The organism is Marinitoga sp. 1137, from assembly GCF_001941525.1.
GTDB lineage: Bacteria > Thermotogota > Thermotogae > Petrotogales > Petrotogaceae > Marinitoga > Marinitoga piezophila.
The window spans coordinates 1,233,852-1,255,561 of the sequence record NZ_CP009471.1 but is presented as its reverse complement, the minus strand read 5'-3'; the positions used below and the strand labels follow the sequence as shown (position 1 = coordinate 1,255,561).

The 21,710-nt window shown below is 32.6% G+C and carries 17 protein-coding genes, 1 tRNA gene and 1 riboswitch; of the genes, 7 read left to right on the top strand and 11 right to left on the bottom strand.

Going from position 1 to position 21,710, the window contains the following annotated elements; all coding sequences use genetic code 11:
• Window positions 1-31 precede the first annotated feature (31 nt).
• Genes LN42_RS06110 through thrC form a run of 6 tightly spaced genes read right to left on the bottom strand, consistent with a single transcriptional unit; the run spans window position 32 to window position 6,119 of the window.
• Window positions 32-2,332: a xanthine dehydrogenase family protein molybdopterin-binding subunit gene (locus LN42_RS06110; protein WP_075780523.1), complete on the bottom strand. Its 2,301-nt coding sequence runs from the start codon at window positions 2,330-2,332 to the stop codon at window positions 32-34.
• Window positions 2,329-2,787, bottom strand: a complete 459-nt coding sequence (locus LN42_RS06105; RefSeq protein WP_075780522.1) for a (2Fe-2S)-binding protein — start codon at window positions 2,785-2,787, stop codon at window positions 2,329-2,331. Before LN42_RS06105 ends, LN42_RS06110 begins: the two co-directional genes overlap by 4 nt.
• Complete coding sequence (locus LN42_RS06100) at window positions 2,784-3,575, bottom strand: xanthine dehydrogenase family protein subunit M (protein ID WP_075780521.1); 792 nt, start codon at window positions 3,573-3,575, stop codon at window positions 2,784-2,786. The genes LN42_RS06105 and LN42_RS06100 overlap by 4 nt, the downstream gene beginning before the upstream one ends.
• A gap of 27 nt (window positions 3,576-3,602) precedes the next feature.
• Window positions 3,603-4,439, bottom strand: a complete 837-nt coding sequence (locus tag LN42_RS06095; protein WP_075780520.1) for a xanthine dehydrogenase family protein subunit M — start codon at window positions 4,437-4,439, stop codon at window positions 3,603-3,605.
• Window positions 4,436-4,903 (bottom strand): (2Fe-2S)-binding protein, encoded by a 468-nt coding sequence (locus LN42_RS06090; RefSeq protein ID WP_014296627.1) that lies wholly within the window; start codon window positions 4,901-4,903, stop codon window positions 4,436-4,438. The genes LN42_RS06095 and LN42_RS06090 overlap by 4 nt, the downstream gene beginning before the upstream one ends.
• On the bottom strand, window positions 4,887-6,119 hold the full coding sequence (gene thrC / locus LN42_RS06085) for a threonine synthase (protein WP_075780519.1): 1,233 nt from the start codon (window positions 6,117-6,119) through the stop codon (window positions 4,887-4,889). The genes LN42_RS06090 and thrC overlap by 17 nt, the downstream gene beginning before the upstream one ends.
• A gap of 827 nt (window positions 6,120-6,946) precedes the next feature.
• On the opposite strand from thrC, the gene LN42_RS06080 reads away from it, so the two are divergent.
• Window positions 6,947-8,857, top strand: coding sequence for a molybdopterin biosynthesis protein (locus LN42_RS06080; RefSeq protein WP_075780518.1), 1,911 nt, complete (start codon window positions 6,947-6,949; stop codon window positions 8,855-8,857).
• Between the two features lie 3 nt (window positions 8,858-8,860).
• Here the strand turns inward: LN42_RS06080 and LN42_RS06075 are convergent, their stop codons facing one another.
• Together LN42_RS06075 and LN42_RS06070 are read right to left on the bottom strand one after the other, a co-directional pair.
• The gene (locus LN42_RS06075; protein WP_075780517.1) at window positions 8,861-9,142 is read right to left on the bottom strand and encodes a MoaD family protein; all 282 of its coding nucleotides are present in this window, start codon (window positions 9,140-9,142) and stop codon (window positions 8,861-8,863) included.
• Window positions 9,139-10,938, bottom strand: coding sequence for an aldehyde ferredoxin oxidoreductase family protein (locus LN42_RS06070; protein ID WP_014296623.1), 1,800 nt, complete (start codon window positions 10,936-10,938; stop codon window positions 9,139-9,141). Before LN42_RS06070 ends, LN42_RS06075 begins: the two co-directional genes overlap by 4 nt.
• Before the next feature lie 9 nt (window positions 10,939-10,947).
• Window positions 10,948-11,070, bottom strand: a riboswitch (molybdenum cofactor riboswitch).
• Window positions 11,071-11,343: 273 nt separating this feature from the next.
• Between LN42_RS06070 and LN42_RS06065 the strand changes: the two genes are divergently transcribed.
• Complete coding sequence (locus LN42_RS06065; RefSeq protein ID WP_075780516.1) at window positions 11,344-13,002, top strand: methyl-accepting chemotaxis protein; 1,659 nt, start codon at window positions 11,344-11,346, stop codon at window positions 13,000-13,002.
• Window positions 13,003-13,047: 45 nt separating this feature from the next.
• Here LN42_RS06065 and LN42_RS06060 read toward each other — a convergent pair whose 3' ends face one another.
• On the bottom strand, window positions 13,048-13,797 hold the full coding sequence (locus LN42_RS06060) for a DapH/DapD/GlmU-related protein (RefSeq protein WP_075780515.1): 750 nt from the start codon (window positions 13,795-13,797) through the stop codon (window positions 13,048-13,050).
• A gap of 171 nt (window positions 13,798-13,968) precedes the next feature.
• On the opposite strand from LN42_RS06060, the gene murD reads away from it, so the two are divergent.
• Genes murD through murC form a run of 4 tightly spaced genes read left to right on the top strand, consistent with a single transcriptional unit; the run spans window position 13,969 to window position 18,824 of the window.
• On the top strand, window positions 13,969-15,267 hold the full coding sequence (murD, locus tag LN42_RS06055) for a UDP-N-acetylmuramoyl-L-alanine--D-glutamate ligase (protein ID WP_075780514.1): 1,299 nt from the start codon (window positions 13,969-13,971) through the stop codon (window positions 15,265-15,267).
• A 4-nt stretch (window positions 15,268-15,271) separates the two neighbouring features.
• Complete coding sequence (locus LN42_RS06050) at window positions 15,272-16,438, top strand: FtsW/RodA/SpoVE family cell cycle protein (RefSeq protein ID WP_014296619.1); 1,167 nt, start codon at window positions 15,272-15,274, stop codon at window positions 16,436-16,438.
• Entirely contained in the window at window positions 16,428-17,465 is a 1,038-nt protein-coding gene (locus tag LN42_RS06045; protein ID WP_014296618.1) for a glycosyltransferase, read from the top strand. The genes LN42_RS06050 and LN42_RS06045 overlap by 11 nt, the downstream gene beginning before the upstream one ends.
• Window positions 17,466-17,477: 12 nt before the next feature.
• The gene (gene murC / locus LN42_RS06040) at window positions 17,478-18,824 is read left to right on the top strand and encodes a UDP-N-acetylmuramate--L-alanine ligase (protein ID WP_014296617.1); all 1,347 of its coding nucleotides are present in this window, start codon (window positions 17,478-17,480) and stop codon (window positions 18,822-18,824) included.
• Between the two features lie 39 nt (window positions 18,825-18,863).
• Here murC and LN42_RS06035 read toward each other — a convergent pair whose 3' ends face one another.
• Complete coding sequence (locus LN42_RS06035; protein WP_014296616.1) at window positions 18,864-19,661, bottom strand: hypothetical protein; 798 nt, start codon at window positions 19,659-19,661, stop codon at window positions 18,864-18,866.
• 19 nt (window positions 19,662-19,680) lie between these two features.
• Window positions 19,681-21,498: a heme NO-binding domain-containing protein gene (locus tag LN42_RS06030; protein WP_014296615.1), complete on the bottom strand. Its 1,818-nt coding sequence runs from the start codon at window positions 21,496-21,498 to the stop codon at window positions 19,681-19,683.
• 110 nt (window positions 21,499-21,608) lie between these two features.
• On the opposite strand from LN42_RS06030, the gene LN42_RS06025 reads away from it, so the two are divergent.
• Window positions 21,609-21,684 (top strand) — tRNA-Pro (locus LN42_RS06025).
• The last annotated feature ends 26 nt before the right edge of the window (window positions 21,685-21,710 follow it).

Genomic DNA, 21,710 nt, shown 5'->3' with positions numbered 1-21,710 from the left:
CGAAAAAGCGAAAGGGGATTTTTTAAATAAATTATTTCTTTTCTTTTAATGCTTTTAATACTTTTTCTGGTGTAATTGGCAGATCTTTTATTCTTACACCAACTGCATTATACACAGCGTTTGCAATTGCTGCTGGAGGTGTGTCAATTCCGATTTCACCTACACTTTTTGCACCATAAGGTCCTGTTGGTTCATAACTATCCACAAGTTCCACATCTAAGTTTTTAATGTCCGGTCTTGAAGGAATTTTGTAATTCATAAGATTGTTTGTTAACAATCTTCCGTTTTTATCGTAAATAACCTCTTCATACATTGCCATTCCAATTCCCTGTGCAAGACCGCCTTCTACCTGGACCTTGGCGAGGTTTGGATTTATTGGTGTCCCACAATCCACAACAGCTACATAATTTAGCAGATCTACTTTACCTGTTTCTGTATCAACTTCAACTTCTGCAAAACCAGCCATAAATGGTGGTGGAGACTCTTCACCAACATAAGAGGCAGTTACGCTTAATTGTTTTTGGTTTTCGTTGTAATATAGTATTTCAGCAAGTTTTTTAAGGCTTATTTTTTTATCTTTTGTTTTTATTTCTTTACCGTCAAATTCAACATCTTCTTCAGGTACTTCAAAATATTCTGCACCGGCTTTTATGATTTCATTTTTCATTTTTTCTGCTGCAAGTCTTACGGCATTACCTGAAACATATGTTGTACTTGATGCGTATGCACCTGTGTCAAATGGTGTGGTATCTGTATCTGATGAATATGGTATTATCATTTCAGTTGGAACATTTAATGCTTCTGCTGCTATTTGAGATAATATTGTGTCACTACCTGTTCCTATATCTGTTGCACCTATAAGCAAATTAAATGAACCATCATCATTTAATTTTAATGTGGCGGCTGCCATATCTATTTTTGCAATTCCTGATCCCTGCATGGCTATTGCCATACCCACACCTTTTACTTTTGTGCCCTTCTTTTCTGCTTTGAATTTTTCTTCCCAGTTGATTTTCTTTACGCCTTTTTCTATACATTCATCTAATTTACAGCTATTAACAATCATTTCAACGCCTTCGCGGCCTTCACCCATTATTTTGAATATAGGTGATGTTTCGCCTTCGCGAATCATATTTATTTCTCTTAATTTTACAGGATCCATGCCTAATTTTTCTGCAAGCATATCCATGGCAGATTCTATTGCAAAGTTTGCCTGTATAGCGCCATATCCCCTGTATGCACCTGCTGGTGGATGGTTTGTGTAAACTACATCTCCACCAAATCTTACAGCTTTTACTTTATTATACATAGGCAATACTTTTGAACCTGCAACCATAAATGTGGTTAATGCATGTTCACCATATGCACCTGTGTCTGAAAGTCCCCTTACGTCTATTACTCTTATTTTTCCATCTTTATCTGCACCGATAGTTACGTCAAATCTCATAGGATGTCTTGTATATGTTGATTCAAATACTTCTTTTCTTGTATAATAAACCTTTGCAGGTTTTCCGGTTTTTAAGGTAACCAATGCTGCATATGGTTCGCCGTGTATTCCCTGTTTTCCACCAAAACCGCCACCTACACGGGGTTTTATTACTCTAATTTTGCTAATTTCCATGCCTAATGCTCTTGCTAAGATTCTTCTGACGTGGAATGGGACCTGCGTTGAAGAAACAACTACAAGTCTTCCCTGCATATCAAGATATGTATATGCTGCATGTGGTTCCATCATTACATGTGCCTGTGCTTGTGTGTAGAATCTTTCTTTTACTACAATTTCCGATTTTTCAATTTCTTCTTCCACATCGCCCACACTCATTTCGTATGAGGCTGCAATATTATTTTTTGGATCAGAACTAATAAATCCTTCGCTTTTATAATCTGCTTCAGGGTGTATTATACTTTTTGACCCCTTGCTTTTTTCAAAATCCAACACAGGTTCAAGCACTTCATATTCAACTTTTATTAATTTTAAAGCTTTTTCTGCAGTTATTTCATCTCTTGCTGCTACAACTGCAACTTCATCGCCAACATATCTTACATATTCGTCAAGCACAAATTTGTCATATGGTGAAGGTTCAGGATATCCCTGACCTGCACGGGTAATGATATTTCTTGGAACGTTTTTATATGTTAATACACATTCAACGCCGTCCATTTTTTCTGCTTCTGACGTATCTATGTTTTTAATTTTTGCAAATGCATGAGGGCTTCTAAGAATTTTTACTATTAAAGCGTCTTTTGGCGCTAAATCATCTGTATATACAGGTTTTCCACTAACAAGTCCATAACCGTCTATTTTTTTGATAGTTCTTTTTACTTCTTTCATGCTTTCACCTCAAAAAATTGTTTTATTGCTCTCATTTGACTTGCGTATCCTGTACATCTACATAAGTTTCCAACAAGGTATTCTTTCATTTCCTCTTCTGTTGGATTTTTTAATTCTTTTTTCATTGCATATACGCTTAAAATTAATCCAGGGCTACAGAAACCACATTGATCAGCTCCCTGGGCAAGTAATGCCTCTGTAAATTTCTTGTATTCCGGATCATCTTTTAGCCCTTCTACTGTGGTAATTTCATGTCTGTCAGCAGATGCTGCGAGTACAGAACAGGAAAGGACAGGTTTTCCGTCCATGAGTACTGTACATACGCCACATGTTCCTGTGTCACAACCTTTTTTGACACTCATATAATTAAGTCTTCTTAATACATCGAGAAGAAACTCAGAAGGGTTTATTTCAACTTCATGTTTTGTATTATTAACTGTTAAGGTTATTTTCATTTTATTACCTCCTCTAAAGCCCTTCTAACAAGTACTGGCGCAATCATTTCTCTGTATTCCTTTGAACCTTTTATATTTGAACCATATTCAACTTCTGAAGCGGCTTTTTCTGATATTTCCTGTAATTTTTCTTCTATATTTTCAAGTGTTTTGAGTTCTTCCATTGTTTTCCTGGTTAATCTTGCAACGCCAGGTCTGGCACCTATAGCAATTTTAATGTCATTGTCCAATTTAGATGCAGCAGCATTTAATATTGAAAAATCATAGAATGAATTTCTCATATTCTGGAATGATAATTTTCTTCCGTTGTTTTTTATTATCAATTCAACCATAATGTCTTTTCTGATTTTTTCTTCGAGGAATTTTTCAAGTGGCATTCTGCCGTTTTTATGCAATACAATATCTGTATCTAAAACAAGTAATACTGTAAGCAAATCAGAGAATCCAAGTTTTGGAAATACCGTTCCACCAAGAGTGGCAATGTTTCTCAATTGAACGGACCAGATGTATTTCATAATTTCGGCTAATTTTCCGTCAAAAGCGTTTTTTATTATTTCGCTTTTTTCTATTTCGCCAAGAGGTGTAGCGCTTCCAATTTTTATTTCGCCATTTTCTTCTTTTATATAATTTACACCTGCATCTTGCAAATCAATGGCAAACTCTATCTTTCTCGAAGATAATCGCATAAAGGCACCGCTTCCTATTATTTCGGCACCGTCCACTGAAACCAATTTTTCATAGGCTTCTTCGATACTTTTTGGTCTGATATAATCCTTAATCTCAATCACCCTTATCACCCTTCCCTTGAAATAAGTTTATTTTATTAATTCATAATATGCTTTTATAAGCAGATTTTTTACCATTTTTTTTCTGTATTCCGCTGTAGCTCTAACATCGGTTATAGGGTTTATTACTTTCATATATTCTTCGCCCATTTCTTCAAATAATTCTTTTGATACTTTTTTGCCTTTCATTTTTTCTTCTATTTCTTCAAATCTTTCAACTATTGGTCCAACAGAGCCATATGCAACTTTTATATCTTCTATTTTTCCATCATTATCTGTTTTTAAAAGAACGCCTATGCTGATAATGGATATGTTCATTGCATTTCTTTTTCCAACTTTTTCATAGTAGTATTTGTATCCTTCCATTTCCTTTAATTCTATTGAATATATAAACTCATCGTTTTTAAGTTTTATTTTTCCCGGACCGGTAACAAAATGGGATATTTTCATAATTTTGTTTGAAGGTTTAATTTCCACATTTCCATCAAAGAGGTACATGCTTAATAGGAAATCGCCTGCTGGTGAAGCGTTTGCTATATTGCCTATTGGTGTAGCTCTGTTTCTAATTTGTGGAGAACCTATTTTTTTGATTATTTCCACTATCATAGGGAATCGTTTGTTGAATTCTTCATTTTTTATTAATTCATCATATGTTGTGTTTATAGGAATTCTTACTCTTCCATTATAGAATTTTACTTCTTCCTTCTCGAGACCTTTGGTGTCTATAATTACTTCTGGATTAAATATTTCTGCTCGCATTTTTACCATTAAATCTGTTCCGCCTGATAAAAGTCTGGCATCGTTTTCAGATTTTATTTTTGAAATTTCCTCTATTGTTTTTGGTTTGAAGTATTTTATGTTTTTCATCTGGACTCACCTCGTTTCTCTGCAGCGAGTTTTACCGCTTCTATTATCTTGGTGTATCCTGTGCATCTACATAGATTACCTTCAAGAGCTTCTTTTATTTCTTCTTCTTTTGGTGAAGGATTGTTATCAAGCAATACTTTTGTGGACATTATGAATCCAGGAGTACAGAATCCACATTGTATAGCTCCCTTTTCAATATATGATTCCTGAATTATGGTGTCGCCCTTTTCATTTAACCCTTCAAGGGTCCATACTTCCTGACCATCGAGTTCAACTGCTAAAACCATACAGGAATTGACGTTTTTGCCATTTAAGATAATTGTACATGCACCACATTCCCCTTCGCCGCAACCTTCTTTTACGGAGGTCATTCTCATATCATCTCTCAAAAAATCAAGAGCCCTTTTATGTTCAGCAACATCGTATTCAACATCTTTACCGTTTAACTTAAATTTTATTTTCATATTCCTTAATCACCTCTCTAACAGCATTTAAGTCTGGTTTTACTTTTTTTAGATTTACAAAGCTTTCTATTGCTTTTACATCTTTTAATCCGTTTCCTGTTACTACAATTGCAACAGTTGAATCTTTTCCAATTTTTTCTGAAATCCTTTTCAGACCAGCGTATGAAGTAGCTCCGGCGGGTTCGGCAAATATACCGGTCTTTGTTGATAATTCATATATAGCATTTAATATTTCTTCATCACTTACACTTACGAAATATCCGCCACTTGCTTTTACGTATTTGCAGGCTTTTACTACATCGCGCGGTTTTCCAACGCTTATGCTATCTGCAATTGTATGTGTTTCTATGTCGTCAGGCATAAATGGTTCACCTTTATCAAATACTCTTTTTATTGCAGCGGCACCTTCAGCCTGAACACCAATAATTCTTGGGATTTTATCTATTAATCCAAGTTTATAGAAATCGTAAAATCCTTTGTAGAATGAACTGATAACTGTACCATCGCCAACGCTTACAAGTACGTAATCTGGAACATCCCAATTGCTTTGAACAGCTATTTCAAGAGCTCCGGTTTTTTTGCCTTCAAGTAAATATGGATTAATTGCCGAGTTTCTGCAATACCATCCGTTTTCTTCACCAATTTTTAGTGAAATATCAAATGCTTCATCATATGTACCGTCTATTGGGATAACGTTTGCACCGTATATGAAAAGTTGTGATATTTTTGCAATTGGTGCTGAAGCGGGTAAAAATATATATGTTTTTAATTTTGTTGGTGCTGATAATCCTGCTAAAGAACTGGCTGCATTACCTGTTGAAGCACAATATATTGTTTCATATCCTTTTTCATATGCCTTGGCTATAGCTAAGGCTGATGCTCTATCTTTGTAAGATGCAGTTGGATTTGTTCCGTCGTATTTTATAAAAAGATTTTTAATTCCTAATTCTTCAGCGAGTTTTTTATGTTCGTAATACGGTGTTCCGCCAACATGCAAAGGCGTTTTGTAAGCTTTGTCGCTTATTGGTAAAATTTTCTCAAACTGCCATATATTATCGAATTTCCCAAACTCTTCCTTTTTAACCTTTATTTCATCATAATCATATATTACTTCAAGTGTTCCTAACCTATCTCCGCAAACTGGACATGTATATTCAACTTCATCAGGTTCATATACTTTTCCACAACTTATACAACGAAGTTTATACTTGTTCATTTCTCAACCTCCTGTTTTTTTCTCTTTTCAACTATATTAAATTTTACATTATTTTATAGTTTAATTAAATGTTGCTTAAAGGTTGTGGTAATTAATTAGTGTCAATAAAAGGTGATTATTGTTTTATAATTCTTTTATTCTTAAAAGTCTATGATATCTAACAATTAAAAACGCTTAAACATTGATTGTTAATTTCAAAAGAAGAAAAATAAAAGTTCATTCATACGACTTGAGAGCTGATCTTAGAAAGTTTTATGAAAAATAGAAATAATAATAATCGCTCAAACGGTAGAAAATTCTAATCCTCAAAAATTCTCGTTCCCGCCGGTCGCTACAGACTCACGTCCATGTTCGTCCTTTTTGTTGTAGATTGAAAAAATAAAAGTTCATTCATACGACTTGAGCACTAATCCTCAAAAACTGCTCATATTCGCGGGGTCGCTTAGATTCTGCATCCCTGCAGAAGCTGCGCTCAAAAAAACATCCTGTTTTTTTGACCCTCTCCATTCGCAGTTTTTTTCGGGTGCTCTGCGAGTATTCATTCACTTTTATTTTTTCAATCATTTGTAATTTTACCTTGGACACTCTGCGAGTATTCATTCACTTTTATTTTTTCAATCGTTTGTAATTTTACCTTGGACACTCTGCGAGCCTTCACTCGCTTTTATTTTTTCCAACTATCCTGTAATCCCCGCTGCGGGAAATTCTTAGTTTTCATTTACATCATTTTTCTTTTTTCAACTATATTGATATCTGCTGAAGGAAATTCCTAATTTTTTTTATTGTGATATAATTTTATTAACACATAAAAAATAGGGGGGATAGTTTTGAAAAGGAGATTTTATTTGAATAAGATGGATATTGAAGCGGGTGTTGAACTCTTTTTTAGTAAGCTGGAAGAGTATTTTAGGAATGATGAAAAAGAAGTTATCGATGTAAGGGAAAGCTTTGGCAGAGTTACTGCTGAGCCAATTTTTGCCAATGAGAATGTTCCGTCTTATAATAGCAGTGCTATGGATGGTGTGGCAGTTATCAGCAAACATACATATGGTGCAACAGAAAGCAGTCCAAAGATTCTGGAATTAAAGAAGGATTTTGAATATATAAATACTGGTTATCCTATTAATAAGCCATATGATGCAGTAATTATGATAGAGAATATAGAGATTATCGATGATACGAAGATTAAAATTAGAAATAGCGTTTTTCCCTATAAGGATGTTCGAAAGGTTGGAGAGGATATATGTAAAGGCGAAATGTTATTTCCAAGATATCATACACTTACAGAAAATGATATATCCTTTTTATTGATGGCTGGTGTATTTAAAATTCCTGTTTTAAGAGAATTAAGTGTGTTGTTAATTCCAACAGGAAATGAAATTGTTAAACCAGAAGAGAAAACGGAAGAATTCCAAATTCCAGAAACCAATTCTGCTATGATTAAGAATTTTATTGAGAAATACAATGCAAATGTTGATGTGCATAGTATATTGCCAGATGATCTGGAAGTTTTGAAAAAAACAATAGAAGAGAATATAGAAAAATATGATCTAATTCTTTTAAATGCTGGTTCTTCAGCTGGTTCAAAGGATTTTACCTTTCATGCGGTAAATGAGCTGGGTAAGGTTATTGTTCATGGATTGAATATAAAACCGGGAAAACCTGCTATTTTAGGTATTGTTAAGGATAAACCTGTTATTGGGTTGCCGGGATTTCCTGTTTCGTGCAATATAATACTTGAGGATATAGTGAAACCTTTGATATTGAATAAAACAAAGGAAGAAGTATATTATGACAATGAAATTATTGAAGGTGTATCTGGAAAGAGAATTCATTCTTCCATTACAGAAAAGGAATATTTAAGGGTTGGTGTTGGTAAGGTTGAAGATAGATATGTAGCTATTCCTTTAAAGAGAGGTGCCGCTAATATTTCAGCAGTATCGAAACAGGATGGTGTTGTGTATATAGAAAAGGGTATAGAGGTATTGGAAGATGGCGAAGAGATAAATATACATCTTAAGCGTTCTAAAGAAATAGTGGATAATAATATTCTTGTTATTGGAAGTCATGATTTGTTGATAGATTTACTTGCTGATTATATAAAGAGATATGATAAGAATATAAATATTGTTTCTGCTAATGTTGGAAGTATTGGTGGAATAATGGCTATAGCAAAAGGGTATGCTCATATGGCTGGAATGCACCTTCTTGATCCTGAAAGTGGTGAGTATAATATCAGTTATATTGAAGAGTATATTGATGAATATACATTGATGAATCTTTCGTATAGGGAACAGGGATTTATTGTTCAAAAAGGAAATCCTAAAGGTATAAAGACTTTTTCAGATCTTACAAAGGACGGAGTTAGATATATTAACAGGCAAAAAACTGCGGGAACAAGGATTTTATTGGATTATCATCTTGAGAAGGAAGGAATTTCTCCGGATAGGATTCATGGTTATTCTGATGAAGAGTATTCACATGTTAATCTTGCATTGAAAATAAAAAAAGATATGGCAGATGTGGGTCTTGGAATAAAAGCAGCTGCCAATATTTATGATCTTGATTTTGTGCCAGTGGCACATGAGAGATATGATCTTTTAATACATCCTTCTTTTATAGATGATCCGAGATTTAAGTTGATTCAGGAAATAATAGGTTCTGAGGAGTTTAAAAGAGATGCAGAGAAGCTGGGTGGATATCTCTTAAAAGATACAGGGAATTTTATAAAGGAATAAAAATTACCCCCCACCTGCTGGTGGAAAAATTGAAATAACGCCTTCTTCGATTTTTGTATCTAAACCATTTAGATGTAATATGTTTTTTCCGTTTATTAATATCATTGTTCCTTTTCTAATACCATTTTCATCGATAAGGTATTCTCGCACCTTTTCATCGTTGAAATGTTTTACAAGTATGTCTATTAATTCATTTACAGTTGTATTTTCATCTACATCTAAAGATAATGAAGCTACCCTGAGATGTAATCTCAGGGTAGCGAAAAATTTTATTTCAACCTTCATAGAATTCCTAACTCCTTGAGTTTTTCTTCTGTAGGAATACCTTCTTTGCTCCATCCTCTTACTTCGTAATATTTTGGAAGCAATTGATCAAGATGAACAACCTGACCTTTGTTTGGACCTTCTTTTACAGGTTCTTCGAGCAATCTCTTTGGAAGTGTATCCTGTGAAGGATCGATTCCTGCTTCTAAATTGAATTTTCTTTCAAGATTCCATATTCTTTCGCCAATTTTTAATATTTCTTCTGTTGATTTATTCCATCCCAATGCAGCGTTTATTAAATCAGCATAATCGTCAGCACCTAATGCGAATGAGGTGAATAAACATAATCCTCCAGCATCTATAACTGCTGTTAAATCCTGGAATGCTTTAACCCATTCTGCTTTTCCTTCAAGTGCTTGTGGATCTATTTTTTCAGGAGCACCGAGAATTTCAGGAGAAATCATATAACCTCTAACGTGACATCCGCCTCTGTTACTTGTTGCGTATTCAAGACCATGTCCCTGAGCACCCCTTGGATCGTATGCAGGAATTTCCTGTTTTTTAACAACCATGGCAAATTCAGGATGTCCATAACTTTCTGCAAATCTATAAGAACCTTCTGCTAATTTGTCGCCAATTCCTTCTCTTAATCCAATTTGTTTTGTATAGAATACTACAGCTTCTGAACTTCCAAATTTCAATTCAGGACCATTTCCTAATTCTTCTTTCTTTACAATGCCCTTTTCATACATTTCCATTGCACATGCAATTGTTGAACCTGCTGAAATTGTGTCTAAACCATATTTATTACATAGATGGTTTGCTTCAACTATAGCAATTAAGTCTGAAACGCCACAATCTGGCCCAAATGCCCAACCAGTTTCATATTCTGGACCTTCTGTTTCAATGCCGTTAGGAAGTGTTACTCTTCTTCCACAGGCTATAGGACAGCCAAAACATGGCATATTTTTAACGAGATATCCTTTTTCAACAAGCGCTTCGCCGGAAACTTCATCTGTAAATTCAAATACTGAATCCTGGAAGTTTCTTGTTGGATATAATCCGTTTTGATTAATAATATTATCGAGAACCTTGGTTCCCAGTTTAGGCAAACCTTCACCGGTAATTCCATTTTCTCTTAATTTTTTGATTTTTTCTTTTACAACTTCCATGAATTTTGCTGGATCTTTTACCTCAGGTCTCTTTGTTCCCCTTACAACGATACCTTTGAAGTTTTTACTCCCCATTACTGCACCAACACCGGTTCTACCTGCAGCTCTATGTTTATCGTTCATAATAGCTGCAAATTTTACCAATTTTTCTCCTGCTGGTCCAATACATGCAACTCTTGCTCTTGGATCTCCAATTTCTTCCATCATTATATCAGTGGTTTCAAATACGTCTTTTCCCCAGAGATGAGAAGCATCTTTAAGTTCTACATGATCATCTTTAATCATAAGGTATACAGGTTTTTCTGCTTTTCCTTCAATAATAATCATGTCATAACCTGCAAATTTCAATTCTGCACCAAAATAACCACCTGAGTTACTTGAAGCTATGGTGCCTGTCAACGGACCTTTAGTTACTACCATATATCTTCCACCTGTTGGTGCGGCAGTTCCTGTTAAAGGACCTGTTGCAAAGAATAATTTGTTTTCAGGTGAGAAGGGATCCACTTGAGGGCCTACTTCGTCGTAGAACATCTTTGTTGCAAGGCCTCTTCCACCAAGATAGAGCTCATAATCCTCTGGCAGTTTCTCAACCTTTACGCTTTTTTCGGTAAGATTTACTCTTAATACTTTTCCGTTAAATGACACTTTTACCCCCCCTTTAGAATTTTCCTTCCTTTCCAAACACGGGAGGCATAACCGTTTCCAGCTATACCCATTGGCCTTTTTCCATGACGCAGCTTGCGTTTTAGGAGAAAAGGCTCGGAAGGGGTATTTTGTCTATATATGTTCTATATATATTTTACCACATTATTTCTGAATTTTGTCAATTAATTTTTATTTTATTATTTATATACTATACTGAAATTATTTTCAATCTTTACTTTTTCTTAAAAATATTGTATAATTTTATAAATAATGGATTTTTATTATGATTATAATCTTCATATATATAATTAAAAATATTGTTGATTTTTTGTTGGGAGATGGTATAATATATGCGATAAAGATTTTAAATTTAATATAATTTTAAATATTCAGGGAGGAGAAAATATGAAAAAGAGCAGCTTATATGTTAAACTCGGAGTACCTATAGTTCTATTTATTCTGTTATCATTGTTTACTTACTTTTCAACGAGAACGATTACGAAAGCCCAGGCTTATGATGGACTTGTAATTAATCTTGCTGGAAGGCAGAGGATGCTTACACAAAGAATGACCAAAGAAGCATTGGCTTATCATATTTTGAAGGACGAAGCTTTGAATAAGAGTTTGGATAATACTATAAAGGTGTTTGATACAACGCTTAATGCTTTAAAAGACGGAGGAAAAGCCCCATTTGATCTTGCCTGGCAAAAAATGGTTGATGTTCCTGAAGCTCCTCCTACAGTAAAAAAGCAATTGGAAAAGGTAAAGTCAATGTGGGATGAATTTTATAAGCATATTGAAGATTTTAGAACCACACATAGTGAAGAATCAATGAAGTATATTGTAGAACACAATGTTCCACTCTTGGTTGAAATGAATACTGCAGTTACATTATTCCAGAAGGAATCTGAAAAAAAGGTTCTTTTAATGAGAAGGATTCAATTTATAATTTTTGTAATTAATTTATTAATAGGTATTTATGCATTCTATATGCTTAAAAAGTCATTGTCACCATTAAAAGAACTTGAAAAGATTGCAGAAGGTGATTTAACAGTATCTGCTAAGATTCATTCAGATGATGAAATAGGGGTTATTGCCAAAAAGATGTATGCTCTTGTTGGTGAAAAATTAAGACCAACATTTGAATTTATAAAGAAATCAATGGAAGGAATTAAGATATCAGCGGATAATGTTTCTTCAAGTGCTCAGGAATCAAATGCAATTATTGAAGAATTCAAAGCTTCATTTGATATGATGGCAGAAGAAGCTGAGATAATGAGAAGAGAAACAGATAATACCAATGATGCAATTGCTGAAATTTCACGTTCTACAGATGAAGTTGCAAATGCAGCAATTGAACTGGCTGATGTTGCAGGTGTTCTTGAAACAGCTACAAATACAAGTAAAGAGGTAATGAAATCACTTGAAGAAGCTGTAAATGCTGCAACAGAAGAAACAATGAAAACAATAAATGAAATTAAAGAACTTGAAAATTACGCAAGTAATATAACAGAAGTTATTGAACAGGTTTCTAATATTGCAGAACAGACAAACTTATTGGCATTAAATGCGGCAATTGAAGCTGCAAGAGCAGGAGAAGCAGGAAAAGGTTTTGCTGTTGTTGCTGATGAAATTAGAAAGCTTGCAGAAGAAACAAGAAAAGCTACAGATGAAATTGCTGGTATATTGGGGTCAATTAAGGCTAATGTTGACAAGTCTACAAAGCAAATATATACAGTAAAAGAAACAGTTGAAAAGGTTACTGAAAATTCAAAGGTATTAACTGGAGAATTGGATAATATTTTAAGTCAAACTGCTATAGTTTCTGAACGTTCACAATCATTGGCAGCATCAGCAGAAGAACAGAATGCTTCTTCACAGACAATTGCAGAATCTTTCTCAAATGTAAATGATTCATTGAACAGATACTTTGAAAATGTTCAGAATATGAAGGAATCAAGCAATGAAATTCAGAATATGGCAGATAATCTTGCAGAAATCGCAGAGGATTTACAGATGAGTGTAGACCTTTTAAATAATGCACTTGCTGAATTTAAATTTTAAATAATTATAATTAAAAAGGCTGTTCATTTGAACAGCCTTTTTTGATTATTCATTATAATAACTTTGATTTTCTAATAATTGTTCTTCAGGAACGTCTTTATATACTTTAGCAGGACTTCCAAGAACAATTTTTTTAGAAGGAACATCTTTTGTAACTACTGAACCTGCTGCTACAAGGGCATCTTCACCAATTGTAATTCCTGGTAATATTGTTGAGTTTGCACCGATTCTTGCACCTTTTTTCAATGTAGCTCCTTTAAAGTATTTTTTTCTTTCTTCGGTTCTACCGAGGAAGTTGTCGTTTGTAAAGGTTACTTCTGGAGCCACAAAACAATAATCTTCTATAGTTGATAATGCTGTTATATAAGCGTTTGTCTCTATTTTTACTCGTTTTCCTATTTTTGTTTGGTTTTCGACTGCAACGCCCCTTCCTATAATGGTATATTCACCGATTTCAACATCTTCTCTAATACTTGCAAGATCACCTACAAAAACAAAATTGGATAATTTTGCCCCTCTGTATATCACACAATTTGCACCAATAGTTACATATTCTCCAAGTTCAAGTGGAGGTAGTTCTTTTTCTACGGTTACAGCTGACGCAGAGGCTTTAAATGGCTTTTTTCCAAGAACTGTATTGTCTGCTATTACACATCCTTTTTTTATTATTGTGTCCTTTTTTATAACTACGTTATTACCTATTATAGCTCCTTCTTCTATGACGACATTTTCTTCAATTTCTATATTATGACCGAGTTTTACAGTATCGTGTATCTTTGCATATTCTGATATCATTTTTTCACCTCGCGATTTTTTTATTCACTGAGTGAATTATAGCATGGTATTTGTTGCAGTGTCAAGTGGATATAGAGAAATATATTTTTCTAATTTCAAAAAAAATTAATATATTAATATCCTTTTTAATGTATAATATTTAATTGACTTATATTTATCGGAGGGATTGAAATGAGGATATGCCTTGTAGGATACGGTGTTAGCAATAAAGCGTTGCTTGAAAATATATTATTAAAAGAGAACTATGAAGTTTTTGTTAGTAATAATAAGCCTTTGAAAAAAGAAGATAAGTATTTATTAGATTTACATAATATACAGTATGAAGAAGAGCATGGGAAGTTACTAAGAAATTGCGATCTTGCTATTTTAAGCCCTGGTGTAAAACCCGATAGCGAAGTTGTGAAGGTTTTAAAAACCTCAAATATTAAAATATCTACTGAAATAGAGTTTGCATGGAATTACATAAAGAAACATAATCCTGAGGCTGTTTTTGTGGGAATTACAGGAACAAATGGAAAGTCAACAACAACTCAGTTAACCGGTCATATTCTTAGCAGTACATATAATACATTTGTTTGTGGGAATATAGGGACACCGTTAAGTTCAGCACCGCTGGATAAAGAAATTTATGTTGTAGAGGTTTCAAGCTTTCAGCTTTTCTGGGGTTCAACCTTTACTCCAGAGATATCTGTTTTGCTAAATCTTATGCCTGATCATTTAAACTGGCATTCTTCTTTGGAAGAGTACTATAATACAAAAATCAATATGGTAAAGCGAACGGTTATGGGTAATGGAATGGCATTTGTAAATGCCAATTTAAGAGGTTATTTTGATAATTTACAAAGAATTGTTCTATTTGGGGAAAATGGTAATATTGTATGGAAAAATAACATGATAGAAGCAGGGAATATTGTAATTAATATAAACAATTTAAGTTTGCAATTTGAGCTATATCAGGAAGATGTTATGGCTGCTGTTGGAGTTGCGTTGAACCTGGATATTTCAAAGAATATTATAGAAGAGTTTATTTCAACTTTTAAGACACTTGAACATAGACTGGAATTTATAGAAGAGTATAACGGAATTAGATTTTTTAATGATTCAAAAGCGACAAATGCACATGCAGCATATTCTGCATATAAGTCATTTAGAAATAAAGGTTATATTGCTATGCTTTCTGGTATTCCAAAAAATGAGGATATGACTATGTTATTAGAAGAATTACAACAGTATGCAAAGAAAACAATAGTTTTTGGAAAGATGGTTGATGAGATTAAAAAGTATGAATTTTTTAATAATTATATTATTACAGATACTTTTGAAAAGGCTTTTGAACTTGCTCTGGAATGGTCAGAAAGAGGTGATAGCATAATTTTATCCCCTGCAGGGGCAAGTTTTGACCTTTTTGAGAATTATAAGGAACGTGGGAGAGTTTTCAAAGAGGCTGTAAAGAGTTTAAAATGGAGATGATAATGTGAAAATAAATGTATTAAAAAGCAGGGCTTTGTTGTTTATATTATATATTGGAATGGCATTAATATTGGGAACGTTTTTTGTATATAGTTCTTTAAATGCAATGGAATACACTTTTTCATCTGCACAGATAGATAGAATGTTTCAAAAACATGTTATGACAATAGGTATTTCTGCTGTGTTAGGAATATTTGCATTTCTGTTTTCCAGTTTTGTTACCAGAGGAAAACATCTAATGAATGCGTTGTTTTTGTTTTTTGTTGCATTACTGGTTCTTGCATTAACTCAAACTCCAATTAATGGAACTCGAAGATGGATAACTATTGCAGGTTTTCAGCTTCAACCGTCAGAATTTATGAAATTATATTTGCCTTTATATCTTTCATGGTATTTTTATAAGATAAAAGAGAAGAAGAATACATTTTTATATGGAATTGTTATTCCAATGGCTATAACCATATTAACTGTGGGTTTAATTTTTCTTGAACCTGATTTAAGTACGTCATTATTGATATTCTTTCTTGCTTTATTAACTATTTATATAAATGGAGTTAGAAATATACATTTTTATTTAACTATATTTTTGCTTTTGGTTATAGGGGTTTTGATTTTTTTAAATACTGATATTTTACATGGATATCAGCAGGAGCGTATAGAAAAGTTTAAGAATAAAGAGGAAAATTATCAGTTACAACAATCTCTTGATGCAATTAGCAATGGTGGTTTTTTTGGTTCAGGAACATTTATTGGAGAGGAAAAATATACCGTGCCATATTCTTATAGTGATTTTATTATTGCTGTTATTGGCGAAGAGTGGGGAAAATTTGGAATTATTATGATAATAACCCTTTATTTCTTAATTTCAAGGGAATTGATTTTAATGTCATATCATATAAAGAATCAGGCTGCAAAGAGTTTTATGGTTGTTTTTGCATTCTGGATATTTATTCAGAGTTTTGTAAATGTTGGTGTTTCAGTTGGTTTGTTGCCAACTACTGGAATAACCTTGCCGCTTATGAGCTATGGTAATTCTTCATTGTTGATTACTATTGTTTCCATTGGATATATTATGGGAATGGTTTTTTATGAAATTATTAGAAATAATCCTGAAAAACAGAATGAAACACAAACTAATCTTGAAAAGGTGGAAAAAATAGATGAAGTATAGAGTTGTCTTCTCTGGTGGCGGTACTGGTGGTCATTATTATCCGGCATTATCTTTAATAAATGAATTCAAAAAGATTGTTGATTTAGATTTAACATATTTTACTATATATAATAGACTTGATTATTATAAAGTTCCAGAAGATTTGCCAGAGGCTAATATGATACCTTTAAAGGTTTATGGGTTAAAAAGGCCTTTATATTCCTTAAAAAATATTTATGTATTAAGCAATACTTTTATTAATTATCTTAAAGTTAAAAGATATTTGAAGAGAATAAGACCACATTTTGTTGTTTTAACTGGAGGGTATGTTACAGTTCCAGTTGGGATGGCAGCTAAAGATTTGAATATTCCCATTTTTTTACTTGAACAGAATAGTATAATGGGGATTGCTAATAAAGTTTTAAGTAAGTATGCGTCAAAGATATTTTTATCTTATGAAAAGACTATAGGGAATAAATACCCTGAGAAAAGTATATATAGCGGAAATCCTATTCGAATTCCAGAAAATGTTGATAGAAAAAGACTTTTGGAAAACCTGGGTTTTAATCCGGAAGAAAAGTTTGGAGTTGTTTTTGGTGGAAGTTTGGGGTCTGAATTTATTGACAATATGATGATTAAGGTTTATAATGAAATAAAGGATATAAATTTCCTACATGTTTCAAAAAATATTAAAGAAAAATTTTCAAATGTGAGAATTTTTGAATATGTAGATAAATTGCATGAATACTTAGCTATAAGTGATTTTGTCATATGTAGAGGAGGAGCAACTTCATTATCAGAGATTGATTTTTTTGAATTATCTGCTATAATTATACCCTGGGGGCAGTCTGCAGAGAATCAGCAATATTTAAATGCGAAAAACCTTGAAAATCTCAAAAATGATATCCATGTTTTTAAAGAGGATGAGGTTGAACTTGATAAAATAAAAAATATAATACGTTTATTTAAAAAAAGAAATGATTATACAATAAATAAGGAAAACCCCGGTTCAATTATAGCTAAAAAAATTTTGAATGAAATTCAATAGGAGGAACCTGAAATGAAATACTTCTTTTCTGGAATTGGCGGTATAGGGATGAGTTCATTAGCTCTTTATACAAAATATAAGGGTTATGATGTAGCTGGTTCCAATAATGCAAATAGCGAAAGGACACAATATTTAAAGAATAAAGATATAGATATTTCTATAGGACATTCTGAAGAAAATGTAAAAGATGCAGATTTAGTAATAAAAAGTACCGCTATAAAATCTGATAACCCTGAAATTTTATATGCGCAAAAAAATAATATAACTATTCTAAATAGAATGGAATATTTGAATTATATATTAAAAACCAATTATAGTATTGGTATTACTGGAACTGATGGAAAGACAACAACTACTGCGATGATTTCCCATATTTTAAAGGAATCTGGATGTAATCCTACGGTATTTCTTGGTGGAATACATGATAATCTTGAAGATGGAAATTTTAGAATGGGAACAGGTCCTATTATCAGTGAAGTTGACGAAAGCGATGGTTTTATAAGAAATACCATTACAGATGTTTCTATAATTACCAATCTCAGACCTGATCATCTTGAACATTATAATAATTCATTTGAAAATCTTATTGATTCTATATATACCCACGCTTCACATGCAAAGGACTTTGTATTATTAAATGGCGATGATTCCATTTTGAATGTTTTTAATGATAATTTAGTGGTATCTTTTGGTTCGGACGATAAATCTGATTATTATTTCTTTAATAGACAACCACATGGGTATTATCAAACATTTGAGGTTAATTATAAAAATAAATATGTTGGAATGATAAAAATAAATCTTCCAGGAATACATTATGCATATGATGCAATAGCTGCAGTTGCATATGCCTTAGAACATGGAATTTCATTTGAAAAGATTCAAAAGGCGCTTGAAACATTTAATTCAGTAAATAGAAGGTTTAATGTATTATTTAAAAATAGCCATATATTTGTAGTTGATGATTATGCACATACACCAGAAGAGGTTGAATATACTATAAAAGCGGCAAAGGAGTATTTTCCAGATTTTCCAATAATAGCTATTTTTCAGCCCCATAGATATACAAGATTATTCAGGAATTATAAGAAATTCAGTCAGGTTCTTGAAAATGCGGATAAAGTTTTTGTATATAGGATTTATTCAGCTTTTGAAGATCCTATTGATGGTGTAGATGAAAGGAAAATGGCGAAGTTAATAACTGACTCTGAATTTGTAGATTCTGAAAATGAAATGATTGATAGGATACTTGATATTGAAAACGGTGTATTTTTATTCCTGGGTGCAGGGGATATTACCAACGTTGCAAAAAAGATAAGCAAAATATTTGAAAAAAAATATGAAAACGCAGTGTCATAAATAAAAAGAGGATTCCAATTCAGGAATCCTCTTTTTATGTTATATAGCATTTTCTTCAAAGAAAAACTGTGTAATTCTTTTTATTGTTTCAAGAATTTCTGTTTCTTCCTTTTCAAAAGGTGTGTCTCTTGAAATTACATAAATATATTTTAATTCTCCATGTTTTAAATATGGTAAAAGGCATTTTATGTTGAATACATCATAATATAGTTTTTGTTCTTCGGTGAAATTAAAGGTATAGTATCCGTCACCTTTTTCGAGATTCATACCTTCAAAGAGTTCTAATTCATCAGGAACAGTTAATTTTCCAACTTTTTTTATTAATTGTTTTTCTGGACTATATACAGCAACTGTAGAGAAGAACATTTCAGAAAGACTTCCAAGTATAGCTTCAACAAAATCCTCTTCCTTTATTTGTTTTGAAAGGTATTTAATTAGATTTTCAAGACCTGCCAGCTGATAGGATAATCTATCAATAATTGTTTCAAGTCTATACTTTTCGTATAGTTCAGCTTCTTTTTCAAATAGCATCATAAGAATTCTTAATATAGCCTTATCTTCAAATTGTCCGTCAAATAGTACATATGTGTTAAATGGGAATTTATGCATGTTTACATCTTCTAATTTTATCAATAGTTCTTCTAATGAATCATATGCTAGCTTTTCTGGTGCAAAACCTTTTGCGTCAAGAATTATCCATTTGTCTCTTTCTGCTCTTACAATAACAACCTTTTCGCTTTTTGATTCATCCTTTAATAAATCGCCAAGAAGATTATAGAATGATGGTGTTCCTAAATAAATTGCTAATTGATAAATTAAATTTTTGTTGTATTCCATATAATTTCCCCCTTAATTCCTATATATTAATACCTTCAAAGTTGTCATAAAGTATCTTTATGTAACCGCCGATTTTATCAACTTCTTCAAGTATCTCTTTGGTATTAAATAAGAAGTTTTGTATAGATGCGCTGATTTCCTGTGCTGTGGCTGCACTTTCTTCTGAAATAGCCAATAAACTTTCTATATTTTGAGTGGTATTTTCCAGTTTTTCTTCTTCCTGTTTTAAACGTGTAATGAGAACGGAAATTTCTTCGGCAATTTGAGATATCTCTTCACTTGCTGCTTTATTTTCATCAGAATTTTTCTTTAACTGTTCTGATTGTGATTTCATTTCTTCAAACTCACTTGTGAGTTTTGTCGTTAAATCGTTAATACCATTTGAAACTGAACCGAGGAATTCGGATATATTATTTGCGGATTTTTTAGATTCTTCTGCAAGTTTTCTAATTTCATCTGCAACAACTGCAAAGCCTTTTCCAGCTTCTCCTGCCCTTGCAGCCTCTATAGCAGCGTTTAACGCCAGTAAGTTTGTTTGTTCTGCAATATTCATAACTGTTGCTGCAATTTCTTTGATTTGTTCTGCTTCATTTTGAAGTGTATCGCCTAAATCAACAAGCTCTTTAAATCTTTTGCTCATTTCAAAAATACCTATGGAAGATTCTTCAACGTTTTTAGCTGAGTCCATAATAGAATTTACTGCTTCATTTAATGAACCAACCATATCGCTTTCTTTTACAACTATTTCTGATAATGTGTCAACGTTTGAATTAATAGCTTCTGAAACATATTCTGTATCAGAACTAATTTGGACGGATGTATCTGCTACCTGTTGTGCAAGGTCACGCATGGTATCTATTAAATCTTTTAGATTTTGTGCTGAGTTAGTAACGTTATCTACAGAGCCTTCGATTTCCTGCACATCACCGGTAACACCAAGTAAAATTTTTCTGAGTTCATCGGTTAATTCATAAAATTCATCGGTAATTTCTGATATTTCTTTTGCACCTTTTACAACAACAGGATAATCGAAATTCCTTTTTTTGTAATTTTCAAATATGTCTTTTATAATCTTTCTTCCTTTTTTATAATCAAAGACCCCTATATAGGAAAGTGCTCCTAAAATAACTGCTGTTACAATACCGGCTATAATATCGTTGCTTATAAACTTAAAAGAAAGATAAGAAACAATAAATGCAAATAATGGTATTAGTATTACAAATAAATTTTCAAATGTTTTTATTAATCCTAAAGAGATAGTGTTAAAAATAGACATTTTTTCAATTCGAACATAAGGTTTTTCACCTGTGATTTTCACCTTTAAAACATTCATACCATCTTCCTGTTTTTCTTCGATTTTTTCAACTTCAACTCGTTCGTTGAAATATTCTGAGACGCCATCGATTAAACCAAGAAAATATGGTTGAAAGTTTCTTCTGGATTTATATGTAAGATATGCACTATTTTCTTTTATTGGTTCAAATATAATTCTTGGTGGGACAAGACCTTTAAGCCTTCGTGTAAGTAATAAATGAACTGTGTCCATGGCTGCTAAAAAAGATAAAGCATTTGGTTTTTTAAAGAATAAAGGATACCATTTTGAGAATGTTTGTATATTGGCCTTTCCGGTTCTTTTCATCATTTCAAATCGACTAATGCCGGCAGAGTCTGCAATTTCCCTGATGATTTTTTCCAGTAAGTTTTCATCAAAATCTTCAAGCGGGGATCCTTTTTCATTGATATTAACATTATTTCTTTCGAGAATTTTTTTTACAGTATCTTCTCCAAAAAGCTTTTCCCATGTTTCAATCCATGTGAAAACCAACAATCTTTTCATGACTTTTCCTCCATTCATATTTATCTTTTTAAATTCACTTTCTCTTAATAATTATATCACATTTTTTGCTTTTTATGATATAATTTATATGCTAAAATTTTATTATAGTTCGGGGCGTAGCGCAGATGGTAGCGTGTCAAATTCGGGATTTGAAGGTCGCCGGTTCGACTCCGGTCGCCCCGACCAGATTAAATATAAAAGGTGAAGCCTTA

Excerpts from the sequence above, each read along its gene's own strand:
- LN42_RS06060 (WP_075780515.1), bottom strand. The coding sequence starts at position 13,797 with ATGATATCAGAATATGCAAAGATACACGATACTGTAAAACTCGGTCAT.
- LN42_RS06105 (WP_075780522.1), bottom strand. The coding sequence starts at position 2,787 with ATGAAAATAACCTTAACAGTTAATAATACAAAACATGAAGTTGAAATA.
- murD (WP_075780514.1), top strand. The coding sequence starts at position 13,969 with ATGAGGATATGCCTTGTAGGATACGGTGTTAGCAATAAAGCGTTGCTT.
- LN42_RS06030 (WP_014296615.1), bottom strand. The coding sequence starts at position 21,498 with ATGAAAAGATTGTTGGTTTTCACATGGATTGAAACATGGGAAAAGCTT.
- LN42_RS06045 (WP_014296618.1), top strand. The coding sequence starts at position 16,428 with ATGAAGTATAGAGTTGTCTTCTCTGGTGGCGGTACTGGTGGTCATTAT.
- thrC (WP_075780519.1), bottom strand. The coding sequence starts at position 6,119 with ATGAACAAGTATAAACTTCGTTGTATAAGTTGTGGAAAAGTATATGAA.
- LN42_RS06035 (WP_014296616.1), bottom strand. The coding sequence starts at position 19,661 with ATGGAATACAACAAAAATTTAATTTATCAATTAGCAATTTATTTAGGA.
- LN42_RS06090 (WP_014296627.1), bottom strand. The coding sequence starts at position 4,903 with ATGAAAATAAAATTTAAGTTAAACGGTAAAGATGTTGAATACGATGTT.
- LN42_RS06075 (WP_075780517.1), bottom strand. The coding sequence starts at position 9,142 with ATGAAGGTTGAAATAAAATTTTTCGCTACCCTGAGATTACATCTCAGG.
- LN42_RS06065 (WP_075780516.1), top strand. The coding sequence starts at position 11,344 with ATGAAAAAGAGCAGCTTATATGTTAAACTCGGAGTACCTATAGTTCTA.
- LN42_RS06110 (WP_075780523.1), bottom strand. The coding sequence starts at position 2,332 with ATGAAAGAAGTAAAAAGAACTATCAAAAAAATAGACGGTTATGGACTT.
- LN42_RS06095 (WP_075780520.1), bottom strand. The coding sequence starts at position 4,439 with ATGAAAAACATAAAATACTTCAAACCAAAAACAATAGAGGAAATTTCA.
- murC (WP_014296617.1), top strand. The coding sequence starts at position 17,478 with ATGAAATACTTCTTTTCTGGAATTGGCGGTATAGGGATGAGTTCATTA.